General features: G+C 37.2%; 13 protein-coding genes, 1 tRNA gene and 1 riboswitch. Of the genes, 4 read left to right on the forward strand and 10 right to left on the reverse strand.

Going from position 1 to position 16,181, the window contains the following annotated elements:
- The first annotated feature begins 184 nt into the window (after positions 1 to 184).
- Both BW724_RS16835 and BW724_RS16840 read left to right on the forward strand, forming a co-directional pair.
- Positions 185 to 1,702 carry a GH39 family glycosyl hydrolase gene (locus BW724_RS16835; protein ID WP_088076328.1) on the forward strand — a complete coding sequence of 506 codons (1,518 nt, stop codon included), beginning with the start codon at positions 185 to 187 and terminating at the stop codon, positions 1,700 to 1,702.
- Positions 1,703 to 1,849: 147 nt separating this feature from the next.
- Positions 1,850 to 2,995 carry a family 8 glycosyl hydrolase gene (locus tag BW724_RS16840; protein ID WP_088076329.1) on the forward strand — a complete coding sequence of 382 codons (1,146 nt, stop codon included), beginning with the start codon at positions 1,850 to 1,852 and terminating at the stop codon, positions 2,993 to 2,995.
- 870 nt (positions 2,996 to 3,865) lie between these two features.
- Here the strand turns inward: BW724_RS16840 and xylB are convergent.
- The 3 genes from xylB to BW724_RS16855 form a co-directional block, all read right to left on the reverse strand.
- The gene (xylB, locus tag BW724_RS16845) at positions 3,866 to 5,368 is read right to left on the reverse strand and encodes a xylulokinase (protein ID WP_088076330.1); all 1,503 of its coding nucleotides are present in this window, start codon (positions 5,366 to 5,368) and stop codon (positions 3,866 to 3,868) included.
- A 150-nt stretch (positions 5,369 to 5,518) separates the two neighbouring features.
- The gene (gene xylA, locus BW724_RS16850; protein ID WP_088076331.1) at positions 5,519 to 6,847 is read right to left on the reverse strand and encodes a xylose isomerase; all 1,329 of its coding nucleotides are present in this window, start codon (positions 6,845 to 6,847) and stop codon (positions 5,519 to 5,521) included.
- Positions 6,848 to 7,300: 453 nt separating this feature from the next.
- Positions 7,301 to 9,445, reverse strand: a complete 2,145-nt coding sequence (locus BW724_RS16855) for a methyl-accepting chemotaxis protein (protein ID WP_176371446.1) — start codon at positions 9,443 to 9,445, stop codon at positions 7,301 to 7,303.
- Positions 9,446 to 9,782: 337 nt separating this feature from the next.
- On the opposite strand from BW724_RS16855, the gene BW724_RS16860 reads away from it, so the two are divergent.
- On the forward strand, positions 9,783 to 10,976 hold the full coding sequence (locus BW724_RS16860; RefSeq protein ID WP_088076333.1) for an ROK family transcriptional regulator: 1,194 nt from the start codon (positions 9,783 to 9,785) through the stop codon (positions 10,974 to 10,976).
- Positions 10,977 to 11,122: 146 nt separating this feature from the next.
- Here BW724_RS16860 and BW724_RS16865 read toward each other — a convergent pair whose 3' ends face one another.
- From BW724_RS16865 to BW724_RS23700, 6 genes are all read right to left on the reverse strand, one after another.
- Positions 11,123 to 11,536 carry a hypothetical protein gene (locus BW724_RS16865; protein WP_140354991.1) on the reverse strand — a complete coding sequence of 138 codons (414 nt, stop codon included), beginning with the start codon at positions 11,534 to 11,536 and terminating at the stop codon, positions 11,123 to 11,125.
- 895 nt (positions 11,537 to 12,431) lie between these two features.
- Positions 12,432 to 12,683, reverse strand: coding sequence for a hypothetical protein (locus tag BW724_RS16870; RefSeq protein ID WP_088076335.1), 252 nt, complete (start codon positions 12,681 to 12,683; stop codon positions 12,432 to 12,434).
- A 136-nt stretch (positions 12,684 to 12,819) separates the two neighbouring features.
- The gene (locus BW724_RS16875; RefSeq protein WP_088076336.1) at positions 12,820 to 13,173 is read right to left on the reverse strand and encodes a response regulator; all 354 of its coding nucleotides are present in this window, start codon (positions 13,171 to 13,173) and stop codon (positions 12,820 to 12,822) included.
- A complete protein-coding gene (locus BW724_RS16880) occupies positions 13,173 to 13,655 on the reverse strand; it encodes a chemotaxis protein CheX (RefSeq protein ID WP_088076337.1) in 483 nt (160 codons plus the stop codon). The genes BW724_RS16875 and BW724_RS16880 overlap by 1 nt, the downstream gene beginning before the upstream one ends.
- An 80-nt stretch (positions 13,656 to 13,735) precedes the next feature.
- Positions 13,736 to 13,819, reverse strand: a riboswitch (cyclic di-GMP riboswitch).
- Positions 13,820 to 14,038: 219 nt separating this feature from the next.
- Positions 14,039 to 14,114: transfer RNA gene (locus BW724_RS16885), tRNA-Ala, on the reverse strand.
- Positions 14,115 to 14,279: 165 nt separating this feature from the next.
- On the reverse strand, positions 14,280 to 14,438 hold the full coding sequence (locus tag BW724_RS23700; protein ID WP_176371447.1) for a hypothetical protein: 159 nt from the start codon (positions 14,436 to 14,438) through the stop codon (positions 14,280 to 14,282).
- A gap of 119 nt (positions 14,439 to 14,557) precedes the next feature.
- Here BW724_RS23700 and BW724_RS16890 point away from each other — a divergent pair, with 119 nt between their 5' ends.
- A complete protein-coding gene (locus BW724_RS16890; RefSeq protein ID WP_088076338.1) occupies positions 14,558 to 15,565 on the forward strand; it encodes a potassium channel family protein in 1,008 nt (335 codons plus the stop codon).
- A 68-nt stretch (positions 15,566 to 15,633) separates the two neighbouring features.
- On the opposite strand, the gene BW724_RS16895 is transcribed toward BW724_RS16890, so the two are convergent.
- Positions 15,634 to 16,035: a YugN-like family protein gene (locus BW724_RS16895; RefSeq protein ID WP_088076339.1), complete on the reverse strand. Its 402-nt coding sequence runs from the start codon at positions 16,033 to 16,035 to the stop codon at positions 15,634 to 15,636.
- Between the last annotated feature and the right edge of the window lie 146 nt (positions 16,036 to 16,181).

A 16,181-nucleotide genomic window follows, 5' to 3' on the forward strand; every position in this document is an offset into this window, starting at 1 on the left:
TAACCTATGAGTGTTTTTGCAGGTTGGTCAAACTCCAAGACCTAAACCTGCACAACACTCACACCAGCGTACTACTACCAAAGTAAACATACTATAGTTTTCCACGGTTGATCTTTAGTTTGGTTCATATGACTATTTTTAAATATTTGATATAATTTGACATAAAAAGAAAAGGAGGTTTGATATGGAAAAAGTAACCATTCTGCAGCAAGCAGAAGCAGCGTTTAGGGACAATTGGAAGTTTTGCATTGGAACTGGTAGACTGGGTCTTGCTTTACAGAAGGAATACATTGACCATTTGAAGCTCATACAAGAGGATATTCATTTTGACTATATACGCGGTCATGGCTTACTGCATGATGACATTGGCATATATCGTGAATTAACCTTAGAAGATGGCTCTGTACAGCCATTCTATAATTTCACTTATATCGATCGGATTTTTGACACGTATATGGAATTGGGAATTCGACCTTTCATTGAATTTGGTTTCATGCCAAGGCTACTAGCTTCTAGCGATGAAACTGTCTTTAGTTGGAACGGTAATGTTACTCCTCCAAATGATTATGACAAATGGTACGATCTTATCCAGGCAGTAGTGAGTCACTTCATTGAGAGATACGGCTTGGAAGAAGTTCTGAAGTGGCCATTCGAAGTATGGAATGAACCTAATTTAACTAACTTCTGGAAGGACGCAGACAAAGAAGAATACTTTAAGCTATACAAGATTACTGCTATTGCAGTTAAAGATGTTCACCCTGATTTACAAGTCGGTGGCCCGGCCATTTCCGGAGGGGCAGATCATTGGATTAAAGACTTTCTTGATTTTTGCGAAAATGAAAGCGCTCCCGTAGATTTCGTAACAAGACATATGTATGCGTCAAATAAGGCGAAGAAGGTCACACCTGAGCTGTGTTATCAAGATTTATTTGAAAACACTATGATGCTTGATGAGTTAAAAACTGTTCGGGAAATGATTAACGCGTCACCATTCCCTGACTTGCCGTTTCATATCACTGAATATAATACGTCATACAGTCCAATCAATCCAGTTCACGACACACCATTAAATGCTGCATATCTAGCAAGGACTTTAAGTGAGGCTGGAGATTATGTCGATTCATTCTCTTACTGGACCTTCAGTGATGTTTTCGAGGAGACAGATGTTCCAAAAGCACAATTCCACGGCGGATTTGGTTTGATAGCACTCAACGGCATTTATAAACCTACCTATCACCTATTTTCGTTTTTCAATAAATTAGGTAGTGAGCAGTTGCACCGTGACGAGAATATGCTTGTAACTAGACGTGAAGATGGCTCTATCGCCATTGCACTCTGGAATCTGGTCATGGACAAAGGAGAAGGCTTTGAGAAAGAGTTCGAGTTAGACCTCCCTGTTCAATTTAAAGATGTATTTTTAAAGCGTCAAACCATTGATGAGGATCATGCAAACCCATGGAATGTTTGGAAACAGATGGGACGACCTAGATTCCCTGACAAAACACAAGTGGCAACGTTAAAGGATATGGCCCAACCGCTTCGTAGAACAGCACGATTAGCAAGTAATAATGGACGGTTAAAGCTATCCTTTACAATAACGAAAAACGAAGTCAGCCTTGTTGAACTTATCCCAGTCAAAGACGAAACATCAACTTATATCGGAATAGACGATAGTCTCATTCCATCTTATTCAAGAGACTAAAGAAAACATTTATTTTAAATAATGATTTTGCACTTATTTGATTAGATAGGCTGTTTTATATGTTTCTATTGTTGCTTATCACTATTAGCGACTTTTTCAAATACGGCCTATTTTAATACACTATTAAACAAAAAAGGGGATTTTATCATGACCAAAAAAGAAGGCGCTTTCTTTACTGGAAATTACCGAAATCTATTTAAAGAATTAGGACATTCAGAAGCTGAAATCGACGCACGAGTTGAAGACACTTGGAATCAGCTATTCTTCGGAGACAGTGAAATGAAGATTTATTTTGAAGAAGGCGACGACATGGGGTATATGGTTGACACAGGTAACACGGATGTAAGAACAGAAGGTCAATCTTACGGCATGATGATGGCTGTTCAAATGGACAACAAAGAGGTATTTGACCGCATCTGGACTTGGACAATGAAGCATATGTACATGACTGAAGGAAAGCACGCTGGTTACTTTGCATGGTCTTGTCAGCTTGATGGTAAAAAGAATGCATATGGTCCTGCTCCAGATGGAGAAGAGTACTTTGTTTTAGCTCTATTCTTCGCTTCAAACCGCTGGGGAGATGGAGAAGGTATCTATGAATACAGCAAATGGGCTAAAGACATTCTTCGTTCCATGATACATAACGGAGAAAATGGTGAAGGCTTCCCTATGTTTAACCCAGAAAACAAACTAATTAAATTTATTCCTGATTGCGAATTCTCTGATCCCTCCTACCATCTGCCTCATTTCTATGAGCTGATGAGTCTTTGGACGTATCCAGAGGATCAACAATTCATTAAGGAAGCTGCTGCAGCAAGTCGCGAATACTTGAAAACAGCTTGCCACCCTGAAACTGGTCTAGCTGCAGAGTATGCACACTATGATGGATCACCAAATCATATTCGCGGATTCGGCCATTTCTTTAGTGACTCTTATCGTGTAGCTGCAAATATTGGTCTTGATTGGGAATGGTTCCGTGGCGATGAGTGGGAAATTGAAAATGCTAATAAGATCCAAGCTTTCTTTGCAGATAAAGAGATGGAAGACTACCGCCGTTATAAAGTTGACGGAGAGCCTTTTGAAGAAAAAGCTTTACATCCAGTAGGTTTGTTGGCAACGAACGCAATGGCATCTCTAGCAGCTGATGGCCCACATTCTAAAGAGTTTGTAGAGAAGTTCTGGAATACGCCATTGCGTGACGGAGACCGTCGCTATTATGACAACTGCTTGTATTTGTTCGCAATGCTTGCATTGAGTGGTAAGTTCCGAATCTGGTTTCCTGAAGGGGAATAATTAGTTTTATTTGTATATGTTTTTTTGGAAATATGGTTTATTGTAAATATGTTTTATGGGGAAATCGTTTTACGGTAAATATGGTTTAGGGTAATATGTTTTATTGGCGAAAACTGCCTTTGCTAGCTTTTAGAAGCTGGTGAAGGTAGTTTTTCTATTTGGGGAGGCTTGGTTGGCTTCTAACGACAGAACTTCGTTAGTTCTTTATTGTTTTGTCGTTAGTTGCTTATTCTAACGACAGTACTCCGTTACTCCCTCATCGTTTTGTCGTTAGTTTGCTATTCTAACGACAAATATCCGCTACTCCCTCATCGTTTTGTCGTTAGTTGCTTATTCTAACGACAGTACTCCGTTACTCCCTCATCGTTTTGTCGTTAGTTGCTTATTCTAACGCATATCTCCGCTACTCCCTCATCGTTTTGTCGTTAGTTTGCAACTCTAACGACAAATCTACTCTGCTCCTTCTTCGTTTTGTCGTTAGTTCCTTATTCTAACGACAAATATCCGCTACTCCTACACCGTTTTGTCGTTAATTGCTTATTCTAACGACAAATCTTCGCTACTCCCTCAACGTTTTGTCGCCAATTATTAATTTTAACGACAAATCTCTGCTGCTCCTCTAGCGTTTTGTCGTTAGTTTCCTATTCTAACGACACTACTCTGCTACTCCCTCATTGTTTTGTCGTAAGTTCCAATTTCTAACGACAAATCTTCGCCAACTCTCCTCCTACTGTCGTCAAATCCTTTATCAAGTGCTCTAGACACTATTTCAAATCTTGAAAAATTAACAACAAAAAAGCCATCTCACAAACGCACCCAGCATCAATCTGGTACGCCTATGAGATAGCTTACAAATCAAAAAAACTAATATTAGCTCTTACGGAACTTCTTCAGTCCTTCGTTTAAGCCTTTTGTTTGTACATATACATCTTTGTATAACTTGAATAATTCTTTATACTTCTCTACGTTTTCAGGAATTGGTTCGTAGGAAACATCTTCTGCAGTGAATACATCTGCACATTCCTGTAATGAACCGAACCAGCCACATCCGTAAGCTGCTAACATCGTTGCACCAACAGCTGGACCTTGCTCACTGGAAAGCTTCACGATTTTTGCATTGAAAACATCAGCTTGGATTTGAAGCCAAGTTTCATTTTTCGCACCGCCACCAATTGAAATAATTGTGTCAATCGTTTTGCCACTCTCTCTAAAAATCTCGATAGATTCGTTTAGGGAGAATGTGATTCCCTCAATAACTGCACGAGCAAAATCGATACGGTCATGAGAACCGTCCATACCAATGAAGCTAGCACGGATTACTGCATCTGCATAAGGAGTTCTTTCCCCAACTAAGTAAGGAGTGAACAGAAGTCCATTCGCACCAATTGGAACATCACCAAGACCCTCTAGTAAAGACTCGAAGCTCTCTTCCTTCGCGAATGTATCTTTAAACCAGCTTAAGCTGTATCCAGCAGCTAATGTAACACCCATTGTGTAGAAAGCATCTTCTTGACCATGGTTAAAGTAGTGAACTTTTCCATCAAAGTCACGATCTTTTGTTTCCTCGTAAGAAAGGACAACACCAGATGTACCGATACTGCACATGCTTTTTCCATCTTGAAGAATGCCAGATCCAATCGCTCCACAAGCATTATCAGCGCCACCTGCGAAAACTTTAGTAGATTCTGCTAATCCTGTTTCAGCTGCGAACTCAGGAGTTAATGTACCTGCTAAACCGTGAGATGGAAGAAGTGGTGGACATAAGGAACTCTCTATACCAACTAGGTCACAAATTTCCTTACTCCACTCTTGCTCCCCAACATTTAATAACAATGTACCAGCAGCATCAGAGTACTCACTATGGATTTGACCAGTCATTTTATAACGTAAGTAATCTTTAGGAAGCATAAAAACAGAAGCTTTTTCTAAAATCTCAGGTTCATATTGTTTTACCCAAAGAATCTTAGGAAGTGTAAACCCTTCTAATGCAGGGTTCTTCGTAATTTCAAGCAACTTCTTTTCGCCAACAATGTCATAAATTTGCTTACATTGTTCAGTTGTACGCGTATCATTCCAAAGAATAGCATTGCGTAACACTTCATTATTTTCATCAAGTAAAACAAGTCCGTGCATTTGCCCGGAATAACTAATTCCTTCGATGTCTGCAACATCACCGTCAAATTGTGCAACAAGCTCTTTTAGGGCCTCAGTCGTCTTCTCAACCCACTCCCTTGGCTCTTGCTCACTGTAACCGGATTTTTCTTGAATTAGTGGATATGCTTTAGAAACTTCGTTAACTACTTCACCTTTTTGATTCATCATCAAAACTTTTACAGCACTAGTTCCTAAATCCACTCCAATTGCGTATTTCATATGATTTATTCCCCTTTTATAAACTTTTTTTCACTTGTAATACTAACACGCCAAGCGACAAGCTAGCTAAAAAACCTTAAAAAATATGCTGGAAAACGAAGTGTAATCCAGCATATTTAAATATTTAATTAGTCTGTGACTTTAAAGGAATTATCCTTGTTGTAGTGCTTCAAGAATGTATTTGTTAAGTGTTTGCTTAAGGTACTCTTGACGACCAGACTTGTTGTTGCTGATTACATCTACTTTTAATGCATGGTCAGCAAGCTTGTGGAAGTCAGTGTTTCCTTCAACGATGTCTTTACCAATTCCTTCATTGTAGCTGCTGTAACGATCAGCGATGAAGTCTTCAAGAACACGGTCATCTAGTAAACGCTTCGCTACTTTAGTACCGATAGCAAATGAGTCCATACCAGCAATATGAGCGTGGAATAGGTCATCAGTGTCGAAAGATCCACGACGTACTTTTGCGTCGAAGTTCAAACCACCAGTTCCAAGACCGTCGTTTTTAAGGATTTCGTACATAGCAAGTGTTGTGCTGTAAAGGTCAGTAGGGAATTCGTCAGTATCCCAGCCAAGTAAAGTATCACCTTGGTTAGCATCAACAGAACCAAGCATACCGTTGATACGCGCTAAGTGTAGCTCATGCTCAAATGTATGACCAGCTAAAGTAGCGTGGTTAGCTTCAATGTTGAACTTGAATACATCTTCTAAACCATAAGTACGTAAGAAAGCAATACCAGTTGCTACGTCGAAGTCATATTGGTGCTTCGTTGGCTCTTTTGGTTTTGGCTCGATTAAGAATTGAGCATCGAAGCCGATTTCTTTAGCATAGCTTTTCGCCATGTGGAAGAAACGTGCAAGGTTGTCTTGCTCAAGCTTCATGTCAGTGTTTAATAAAGTTTCGTAACCTTCACGGCCACCCCAGAATACATAGTTTTCTGCACCTAGCTCTTTACCAACTTCTAAACCTTTTTTAACGCGAGCTGCTGCATAAGCAAATACATCAGCGTTAGGAGCAGTTGCTGCACCAAACAACCAACGTGGGTGTGTGAATGCGTTAGCAGTGTTCCAAAGAAGTTTAACTTTACTAGTTTTCATGTATTCTTTAATCATTGCAACGATTTCGTCTAGGTTATTGAATGTTTCAGATAAGCTATCAGTCTCAGGAGCAATATCGATATCATGGAAACAGAAGTAAGGAACGTCCATTTTTTCAAAAAACTCAAATGAAGCTTCTACACGCGCTTTCGCAAGGTCCATTCCAGAGAACTTGTCATACGGACGTACAGCTGTTCCTGCTCCAAATGGATCAGTACCTTCTCCAACAAACGTATGCCAGTAAGATACACCGAAGCGTAGGAAATCTTCCATTGATTTTCCGTTGATTTGTTCTTCTGGGTTATAGTATTTAAACGCGAATGGGTTTGATGAATTAGCACCTTCGAACTTAACTTTACCTACATTTTGAAAATAACTCATTTTCATTCCTCCAATAATATTAAAATGAATTTATATTAAAAATGACAAGCTAACCAATTTATCTCTATCGCCTTAGCCTATCACCTTTTACCAAGGGAAGCCCTTAGTCTCTCGTAATGTATCATACCCTTTTCTCATTAGATTATGGGTAAAAATGAATAAATTTTTATAAAATTCACCATAAATCTTCTTAATTTTGATAACGATTACATTAGGGAGAGGTAAATACTTCAGACACAAAGTCTGAATCAATATCTATACAGATTGTAACCTACGAAACTTAGTTTGTCTATCGAATAAACTAAGTTTTTTCAAAAAAATATTTCGCACCTTCACAATTTAATCAAATTCATTGATTAACCCTATAAAGGCTTGTACAAAAGGAAAGAGGGAGATTCTACACTCTCCCTCTAAGCTTGTATTAGTTTTACTACAAAAATATCAGGTAATCGATTAAACTTTAAATTTATTGATCATTGCTTCTAGTTCTCTCATTGAACCAACTAGGCTTTCAGAAAGATGATCAAGCTGTTCTGCAGATGCGGCTTGTTCCTCTGTCGTTGCGGTAATTTCTTCTGTTGTAGAGGACGATTGCTCCGCCAACATAACCATTTCAGAAATCGCATTTTCCACCTGGTCCTTCGCTTTGTTCATTTTTTCAATAGAAGCTTCTACCATCGACATTTCGTCAATCATAGATCCAGTCGTCTCGGCAATATTTTTGAATGAGCTACTAGTTGTATGAATAACCTCGGTTTGTTCGTCAAAAACATTTAAGGATTCTTTTACTAATCCAACGGACGTTTCTGTTTGCCCAAGTATATTATTGATAACATTTTCAATTTTTAATGTAGCACCTTTTGACTCTTCTGCTAATTTCCGTACCTCACCAGCAACAACGGAGAATCCACGACCTGCCTCACCTGCTCTGGCCGCCTCAATACTTGCATTAAGAGATAAGAGATTCGTTTGATCACTAATATCTTTGATCATTTTAACAATGCCCTTTATCTCAGCCACTTCTTGATTTAACCTCAGAATAGTTTGATCTACAAGCTTAAGTTTTTCACCCACATCTTCATTCTTAGTGGTTAAATCCGTAACATGCTGAATGGAGGAACTACTTAATTCTCTCGTATTAGACATTGCTTCTGATACATGGGACACATTACTTGATACAACAGTGATCTCCTCAGATAAGCCATGCATCACTTTATTAGTCTTTTCTGCGTAATCAACTTGCTCCACTGCACCTTTAGCAACCTCTTCAATCGCCGTTGCGATTTGCTCTGCTGTATAAGTGGAATCTAATGATATACGTTTAAGATCTTCTGCACTTTGAACAGCTTGTTCAGAAGCCTTTTTGTTACCTTCAATAATTTGTTTAATATTTCTTAGCATAGCGTTAAAACTATAACCAAGTTGTCCAATTTCATTATTATTCACATAGTCTGATCTAACAATAAGATTTCCTTTTTCCGCTTCCTTCATCAAACCTACCATTTTATTAATAGGTCTCGTTACACTTAATGTAATAATGAATCCACCAACTACTGCAATAACAATAAATACAATAACAACTAAAATGATAAATGGTACAACAGCGTTAATCTCTGACATTAAGTATGATCTTGACGTAGCAATTACAACATTCCAGCCATTTGAAGTCTCATTAATAGAAAGGATATTCTCCCTATCTCCTTCTTGACTAGAAACAACGTACTCCATACCTTCTTCTTCTGGATTATTACTGGATACAATCGTATTATTCTGGTCTACAACAAAAATCGTTGACTCTGAATCTGATAAGTTGAAAACGGTATCAAAAGCAGCCTCACTAAAGGTTAATACAAGGACACCTATATCTACCCCTGATGTATTTCGTAATTCTCTTAAAACATAAATATTTTCAAAATCACCTTCTAGTCCACCTAACCAAAGGGACCCACTTACTTGCTTTAAATCTTCCATTATTTCAGTCCCTATGAAAAACTCTGTTTGAACTTCACTATTATTATTCCCATAGATACTGCCGTCATTTCTTACAAAGAATAAATTATTCACAAGTGGACTGTTTGATACTTGCGCGTTCATATAACTTCCAACTTCTTGCCTTAACTCTAGGAAATCCGTGCTTGATAATGTACTTGGATCAACACTTAAGCTATCTAGTATATCCCTGTTTGAGTACGGAGAAGATAAAACGTTCTCAGCATCATCTAAAATATTATTAATATTATGTGTAAGCTGAGCTCCAACCTCAAGACTCATCTCCGACACTCTATCTTCAATCGCATTTCTTGAAACTCCGAATACGATACTTGCAACAATAACAGATGGGATAACGGCATATAGAATAAAGGACCCTACAAGCTTTGTTTTCAGCTTCATTTTTTTCTTAATCTTGTCATCTTGACTATTATCATCAAGAATACCTTCTAAAACAACATCCTCAGCACTTGTATCTGCCTCCGAGTTATTCTTATCCCAAAACTTCCAATCTATATTTTTCACTTTCGTCCACACTGTATTCTTTACTTTTATAGATCCGTCTTTTATTTTCACAACATTTTGTCTGAGTTTCTCTTTAATCCCCAATGTCATATCCCCATTCAACTATATTTTGTGTTAATCTATGGTCTCCATCCTCTTCTTCTAGTTAACATTAAAAGGTGATATAAACTTACATAATTCCCCTTTTTCCTCCCATCAACCTCCTTCTTTTTTAGGAATAAAGTCACAATAATTAATAGATATAATTGCTTATAATTGTAATAATTTTATCATTCTTTGTTTACTTTGTATATCGGACTTACTAAGATTTATTTTTAGTTTTATTTATGATATAACTATGGAAGAACTAATAACGTTCCATAATATAGTAACTAATACTATTTTACGTCATAAGAAGTACATAATAGAGGAGATTTTATTCATGCGTTGGAACCAGCACATTGTCAAGGTTAATAATAAATCCTTGGTTTTACATACAATTAAACAGCATGCCCCCTTGTCACGCGCGGACATTGCGAATAAATTAGGTCTAACAAAGGGGACAGTGTCTACTTTAGTTAATGAATTACTTGAGGAAAAACTATGTTATGAAACTGGTCCAGGAGAATCGAGTGGTGGACGACCACCAGTGATGCTTTTATTTAATCAAACTGCCGGCTACTCCATAGGGATTGATCTTGGTGTTAACTATATTTTAGGTGTATTAACAGATTTAGACGGAAATATAATAGACGAAAAAATGATCAATTTTAATCAGCTTACCTATGATGAAACTCTAAGCTTAATTAAAGAAACCATTCATTTTTTAATAAATAGTGCACCGAAAAGTCATTATGGTGTAATTGGAATAGGGGTCGGTGTACCAGGGATCATCAATAAGTCTGGGGATATATTACTTGCCCCAAACTTAGGGTGGAAAAATATTAATCTACAAAGGGAAATTGAAGTGGAATTTCAGCTTCCTACAATTATTGAAAACGAAGCAAATGCTGGAGCCTATGGTGAAAAATGCTTTGGTGCTGGTAAAGAAATTGAAGATCTTATATATATTAGTGCTGGTATTGGTATAGGTGTCGGTTTCATTTTAAATGATGAACTTTACCGTGGTGGAAATGGTTTTTCTGGAGAGTTAGGACATATGATTATTGAGATTGATGGAAAACAATGTAGTTGCGGTAGCAAAGGGTGCTGGGAATTATATGCATCTGAGAAATCAATATTAAAAGAAGCTGAAAAATACATAGACGGTGAATGTGCTATATCTGAAAAACATCACAAATTAGAAACATTGATCGATGAAACAAAGAAATCAGAGCACTTTGTGCCAGTATTTGAACAAGCAGGATACTATTTAGGAATTGGAATTAATAATATTATTAATACCTTTAACCCAAAGCAGATCATCATTGGAAATCGTTTGGCTATGGCTAAAGAGTGGTTGGAAGATCCTTTGAAGGAAGTAATTGAAAACTACACACTAAAGCAACACCAAACAAATCTACAAATTACGTTTGCTGAGCTATCGATATACTCAGCAGCATTAGGGGTTTCAGCCTATGCTACTGAAAATTTCTTGAAAACAGATGTGTTGAAGCAACAAGAAGGACAAAACTAACATCAGTGTTTAACAAAGCCCCCGATTCGCCCGCGGAAATCGAGTAGACTGTAGGTTGTTCCAACATGACCTATTTTCACGGTAACCTAAAAAAGGATATCTATATAAGGAATGCAGCAGTTCCTTATAAGATATCCTTTTTAATTCTATTGATTATTAATAGCTTCAACAAGTTCTTCCGCTAATTCTTCTGAAAAACCACCGTCTATGACTACTACACCATTTGTAATCTCTTTCGTTACAAACGGCGACGCCAATAATTCCTCCCCAAAATAAAAGTCTATCGATTCATTGAGGTTATCTTTCGTGATTTGTTCTAGCTTCTTTGGATCAGTAAATTCAGCTTCAATGGCAAGAAATCTTATACCTGCTTCAAAAGTGACTTCTGCTGAACCAGGAATAAAATCCTCCGTTGTTGCAAGGATATTACCATCTTCATCCTTCAAAACGATTTCCGTACTAGTACGCTCTGAATCATTGGCACTTGCCGTATCTTCGCTACAACCTAATAATGCTAATGGTATGACGGTCAAAAATAATAAAATAATAAATCTTTTCATCACATTCTCCCCTTCCATTTTTATTTCTTGCCTTTAGCTATAAATACTGTTCCCCCCCCCTCCAAATGTAAGCGTTTTCTATACTTTCATTTTACTCACGGATTTATTGGTCTGTCATTGAGTTTTCTATATGTTTCACTTCAATTACTATAGGTGTTTGAATGTTCTAACTATTTTTAAACTCAGTAATCGTATATTGTATGTGAATTCGCTACAGTCTTTGATCAAGAACAAAAGTTAGAAACTCGCGTGTGATAGACTGCTTATCGAACACGAAAATGAACAAATTTAGGAAACTCGCGTGTGATAGACTACGTATCGAACGCGAAATTGAACAAATTCAGGAAACTCGCGTGAGATAGACTGCTTATCGAACACGAAAATGAGCAAAATCATGAATCTCGCGTGAGATAGGCCGTTAATCTCACGCGAAATTGAGAAAATGTAAGAATCTCGCGTGTGATAGGCCGCTTATCGAACGCGAAATTGAACAAATTCATGAATCTCGCGTGAGATAGACTGCTTATCGAACACGAAAATAAGTAAAATCTTGAATTTCGCGTGAGATAGGCCGTTAATCTCACGCAAAATTGAGCTAAATCATGAATCTCACGTGAGATAGACTGCTTATCGAACACGAAAATGAGAAAATGTAAGAAACTCGCGTGAGATAGACTTTAGTTTCTAAGTTGGTGTGAACCGTTTAAAATCAAAATGATCTTTTAGTATCTTTTTAATCACTCCACTACTATGCTTCACCACGATCACCGCTACACATATATTAATCCATGAGTTATCCACAGTTCGAGAATTTTATAATTTCCTGGTAAGCAACAAGAAAAAGCTTAGGGAAAACTCCCCAAGCTTCTAACGTGCGATAATTATTATGTTAATTCTATGAAAAGAAAGGGATAACATACCACATAAAAAGGGTCGCCAGGATAATTAAACTTACAAAGAGTGTAATTGTAGCCTGTGTTTTCTTTTTATTAGTAGTAAGAGTTTTATAGCGAAATGCCATTACTCCAAAAATGGTACTCCCTAATAAAAAGTGTATTAAACCTCTTTCCTCTTCAAAGAAATAGAGACGTAAAACAAATATCCAAAATATTAAAAAGATAATCATTGCTACTCTGTTTTGGTACATTGTATCGATTCCTTTCAAGCATTCTATTGTACTAGTGTACAATTAATATGATGGAAAAACAATAACCCTTACGAAGCGCAATGAACAGGTATAATAAAAAATGATTGCATTAATAATTTTTGTCTATAATACTTACTTATGAAACTTTCTCTAACGCTTCAGAGATTCGGTCTTGATTAAATGGTTTAACAATAAAATCTTTAGCACCATTCTGAATTGCTTCTAATACCATTCCTTGTTGCCCCATTGCTGAACACATAATAACTCGTGCATGTGGGTCAAAACTTTTAATTTCTTTTAATGCATTAATTCCATCTAATTCAGGCATGGTTATATCCATTGTAACTAGATCTGGCATTAATTTTTTATATTGTTCAATGGCATCTTTACCGTTTTCTGCTTCACCTACAACTTCATGTCCCAATTTAGATATAATATCCTTTAATTGCATACGCATGAATGCAGCATCATCTGTAACTAATACCCTCATTATTCTGACTCCTTCTTCATCATCATAATAATATTTATTACTTTGTCTGTATTGAAGGTTACAGACATCTTTATCCCTTTTTCAAACGCAGTGAACTTTGATCCACCAACAACAACCGTCGGCGGGGAAATATTTAGAATGATGTCACTGTTGGATATATGAGTAGCCATGTTTCCTGATACCATATTCCCAAATTCACCTACAAATGACTCAAGCATTTCACCTTCAACTTTCATCCCAAACATCACTTCTGCAACAGAACTGAATGCATCCAAGTCTCCTTCGATTAAAACTTGTCCACCTAAATCACCAGTAAGTCCTATTAGTACACCAATATCTCGTTGGTGAAAGGCACTTTGGATTAAAGATGGTGGTCCAAAGGATATTTCTATCGGAATAATCCCCTTAATACTTGCCATCATACCGTTAATACTTTCTTTTACTGCATAATTTTGTGAACTTTTTAAAGCTGGTTCCCCCATTTTGTCACCATCCTATCCCTTTTTTTAAAAAATAAAAAGTAGTATCCCCCAAAAACAGGCATACTACTTTAGCACCAGTCTTCGGCAACTCGACCACCATAGTGTAGTACCTTAGGCTCGAAGCTTTGCGTCCTCCCCTTTCGGAAAGTTTGCCTTTATCTTATTTTAGTATTTATTTAATGGTATAATAGTCCCTTACAAAAGTCTACTAGTTTCTACACAATTTATCCATTAATATTTGTTAAACTTTTGAGCTATAAAAAAACGACACAACTCCTCGCTTAAGCGAAAAACTGCGTCGTTATACACAATATGTAAGGCAAAACACGGTTGTGAGTTTGTACTCACTAAAGTAAAGTTTTCACTAGTACCTAAGTATATATTGGTGGAGCATAGCGGGCTCGAACCGCTGACCTCTACGCTGCCAGCGTAGCGCTCTCCCAACTGAGCTAATGCCCCGTAGCTTAATTCAATGATGATGAACCATGATGCTTACGGACGATGTGTTGCTTTACTCATGAATTGAATTATAACCACTTAAGATGCGTAAATCAAGACTTTTTAAATAAAAATATATATTAATTTGTGAAAAATCGATCAATCTCACAATATATCCCATTATGGTTAAAAAATGATAAATAAAATATACCAGAAAACTCCAGCAATAATAGCTGCAACTAAACCTGCCCAAACATTTTCAATAATGATTTTTTTATGCTTAATTCCATCGAAAATAACCCAGCCAATAAAAATCGTAATCGCAAATATAAGCGCTTGGAACATATCCCCCGCCCCTTTCCTATTTCACTATCGTAACAAAAAAACATAAACGATGCATCATGTTTGTTAAACAAGCATTACGTCCATAATGGTTTTATATAGAGAAATAAGGGGAGGATCTCATGTACCGGTTTGATTTCATCGTACAATCTTACGCAAAATTCCATAATTTATTGCGCATGACAGGAATTGTTTTCTTATTCACATTGATCATAGGAACGATTATTCACTTACTTGAGCCAGAAGCATTCCCTTCTGTATTCGACGGACTATGGTGGGCAGTCGTGTCCATTTCCACAGTGGGTTACGGTGATTTTGTACCAGAGACAATCATTGGTCGAATCCTCGGAATTATACTCATTATATCTGGAATTGCTATTTTCTCATTTTTTATTACAAACCTAGCAAGTTCAACAGTTCTTTCAAGACAGGAAAAAGAAAAGGGGAGAGTCAGTCATCAAAAGGAAGGGCATTACATTATAGTTGGCTGGAACGAGCGAAGTCATGAGTTAATTAAACAACTTCAAAAAATTCATCCTGGGCTAGAAATTGTTCTTATAGATGAAACACTACAGAAAAAGCCAGATCAATGCCCGAAAGTTATCTTCATTAAAGGCTCACCTACAGTGGATGAGACTTTTGAACGGGCAAACGCAATGAAGGCACATACCATTATTATTACATCAAACTTGCACATAGACGAAAAGGCTGCGGACGCCAATACGGTTTTGACCCTATTAACCGTAAAGGGAATCCACCAAAATATATACGCTATCGTTGAACTAGTGACAAAAAATCAAGTGAAGAATGCAGAACGAGCAGGGGCAGATGAAATCATACTGAGTTCAAATCACCTTAGTTTACTTATGATTAATGGCATACTATTTCACGGAATGACAAGTGTTATAGAAGAAATGCTAACACACGGAGAAAAGGATCAGTTAGCTTTTAAAGAATTGCCAATTGAATTAATCGATAAAAACTTTGGTGAAGCTATAGAAACTTGCCAAACAGAAAATTCCTTTTTAATTGGTATTAGGCGCGAAAATGAGACGATTTTACACCCTAGTAGAGGCTCCAATCTTCTCAAAGGAGATAAACTCATATTTTTTAACCGATTGTCTCACTGACCAGAAATGATGGCACATTACAGTGACTTTTTGCGCCATCATTTTCATCAGCTCAGTACACTCTTCCGTTAATCCAATAAAACTGCTTCTAATTCGTGAATATATTTTTGCCCAGTTGCAATCCATTCAGCTGGAAAAGGCGCGTCTGGATCATGAGGTGCAGAAAACTGGTTTGTTAATGGATTGGGGTCCGCGACATTATCGTGGTCTAATCCACCTTCATAATCATGTGCGAGTAGAAATGGTCTCCCTAACTTCACATGCACGCCCTTAGTATCAAGTTCTCCATCTACAGCTGTAAATGGAAGTCGAACAAATAGATAGGCACCATTGTCTTCCATTTTATAATCAAAGTATCCGTGATCGTACTCCCAACCACCGCCAATTACATATCCAAGGGGCTTTAATTTATCTTCTAAGTCCTGTAATTTGTACTCTTTATTTTCTATCAGTGATTGTACTGCATACATGTGCTATCCCTCCAGCGAAACTATGCTGTCTTTAGCTTGTCCTTAAAGACAGTTTCATATGAAAAAAATCCAGCACCGGGAGCCAGATTATTTAAATAGCGCGTAAACCAGCTCTCCCAACTTTCCCAATGTAAAAAACAGGACGC

Origin of the sequence: Litchfieldia alkalitelluris (assembly GCF_002153425.1) — a bacterium.
Taxonomy (GTDB): Bacteria; Bacillota; Bacilli; order Bacillales; family Salisediminibacteriaceae; genus Evansella; species Evansella alkalicola.

Excerpts from the sequence above, each read along its gene's own strand:
- BW724_RS16835 (WP_088076328.1), top strand. The coding sequence starts at position 185 with ATGGAAAAAGTAACCATTCTGCAGCAAGCAGAAGCAGCGTTTAGGGAC.
- BW724_RS16840 (WP_088076329.1), top strand. The coding sequence starts at position 1,850 with ATGACCAAAAAAGAAGGCGCTTTCTTTACTGGAAATTACCGAAATCTA.
- xylB (WP_088076330.1), bottom strand. The coding sequence starts at position 5,368 with ATGAAATACGCAATTGGAGTGGATTTAGGAACTAGTGCTGTAAAAGTT.
- xylA (WP_088076331.1), bottom strand. The coding sequence starts at position 6,847 with ATGAGTTATTTTCAAAATGTAGGTAAAGTTAAGTTCGAAGGTGCTAAT.
- BW724_RS16860 (WP_088076333.1), top strand. The coding sequence starts at position 9,783 with ATGCGTTGGAACCAGCACATTGTCAAGGTTAATAATAAATCCTTGGTT.
- BW724_RS16865 (WP_140354991.1), bottom strand. The coding sequence starts at position 11,536 with ATGAAAAGATTTATTATTTTATTATTTTTGACCGTCATACCATTAGCA.
- BW724_RS16870 (WP_088076335.1), bottom strand. The coding sequence starts at position 12,683 with ATGTACCAAAACAGAGTAGCAATGATTATCTTTTTAATATTTTGGATA.
- BW724_RS16875 (WP_088076336.1), bottom strand. The coding sequence starts at position 13,173 with ATGAGGGTATTAGTTACAGATGATGCTGCATTCATGCGTATGCAATTA.
- BW724_RS16880 (WP_088076337.1), bottom strand. The coding sequence starts at position 13,655 with ATGGGGGAACCAGCTTTAAAAAGTTCACAAAATTATGCAGTAAAAGAA.
- BW724_RS23700 (WP_176371447.1), bottom strand. The coding sequence starts at position 14,438 with ATGTTCCAAGCGCTTATATTTGCGATTACGATTTTTATTGGCTGGGTT.
- BW724_RS16890 (WP_088076338.1), top strand. The coding sequence starts at position 14,558 with ATGTACCGGTTTGATTTCATCGTACAATCTTACGCAAAATTCCATAAT.
- BW724_RS16895 (WP_088076339.1), bottom strand. The coding sequence starts at position 16,035 with ATGTATGCAGTACAATCACTGATAGAAAATAAAGAGTACAAATTACAG.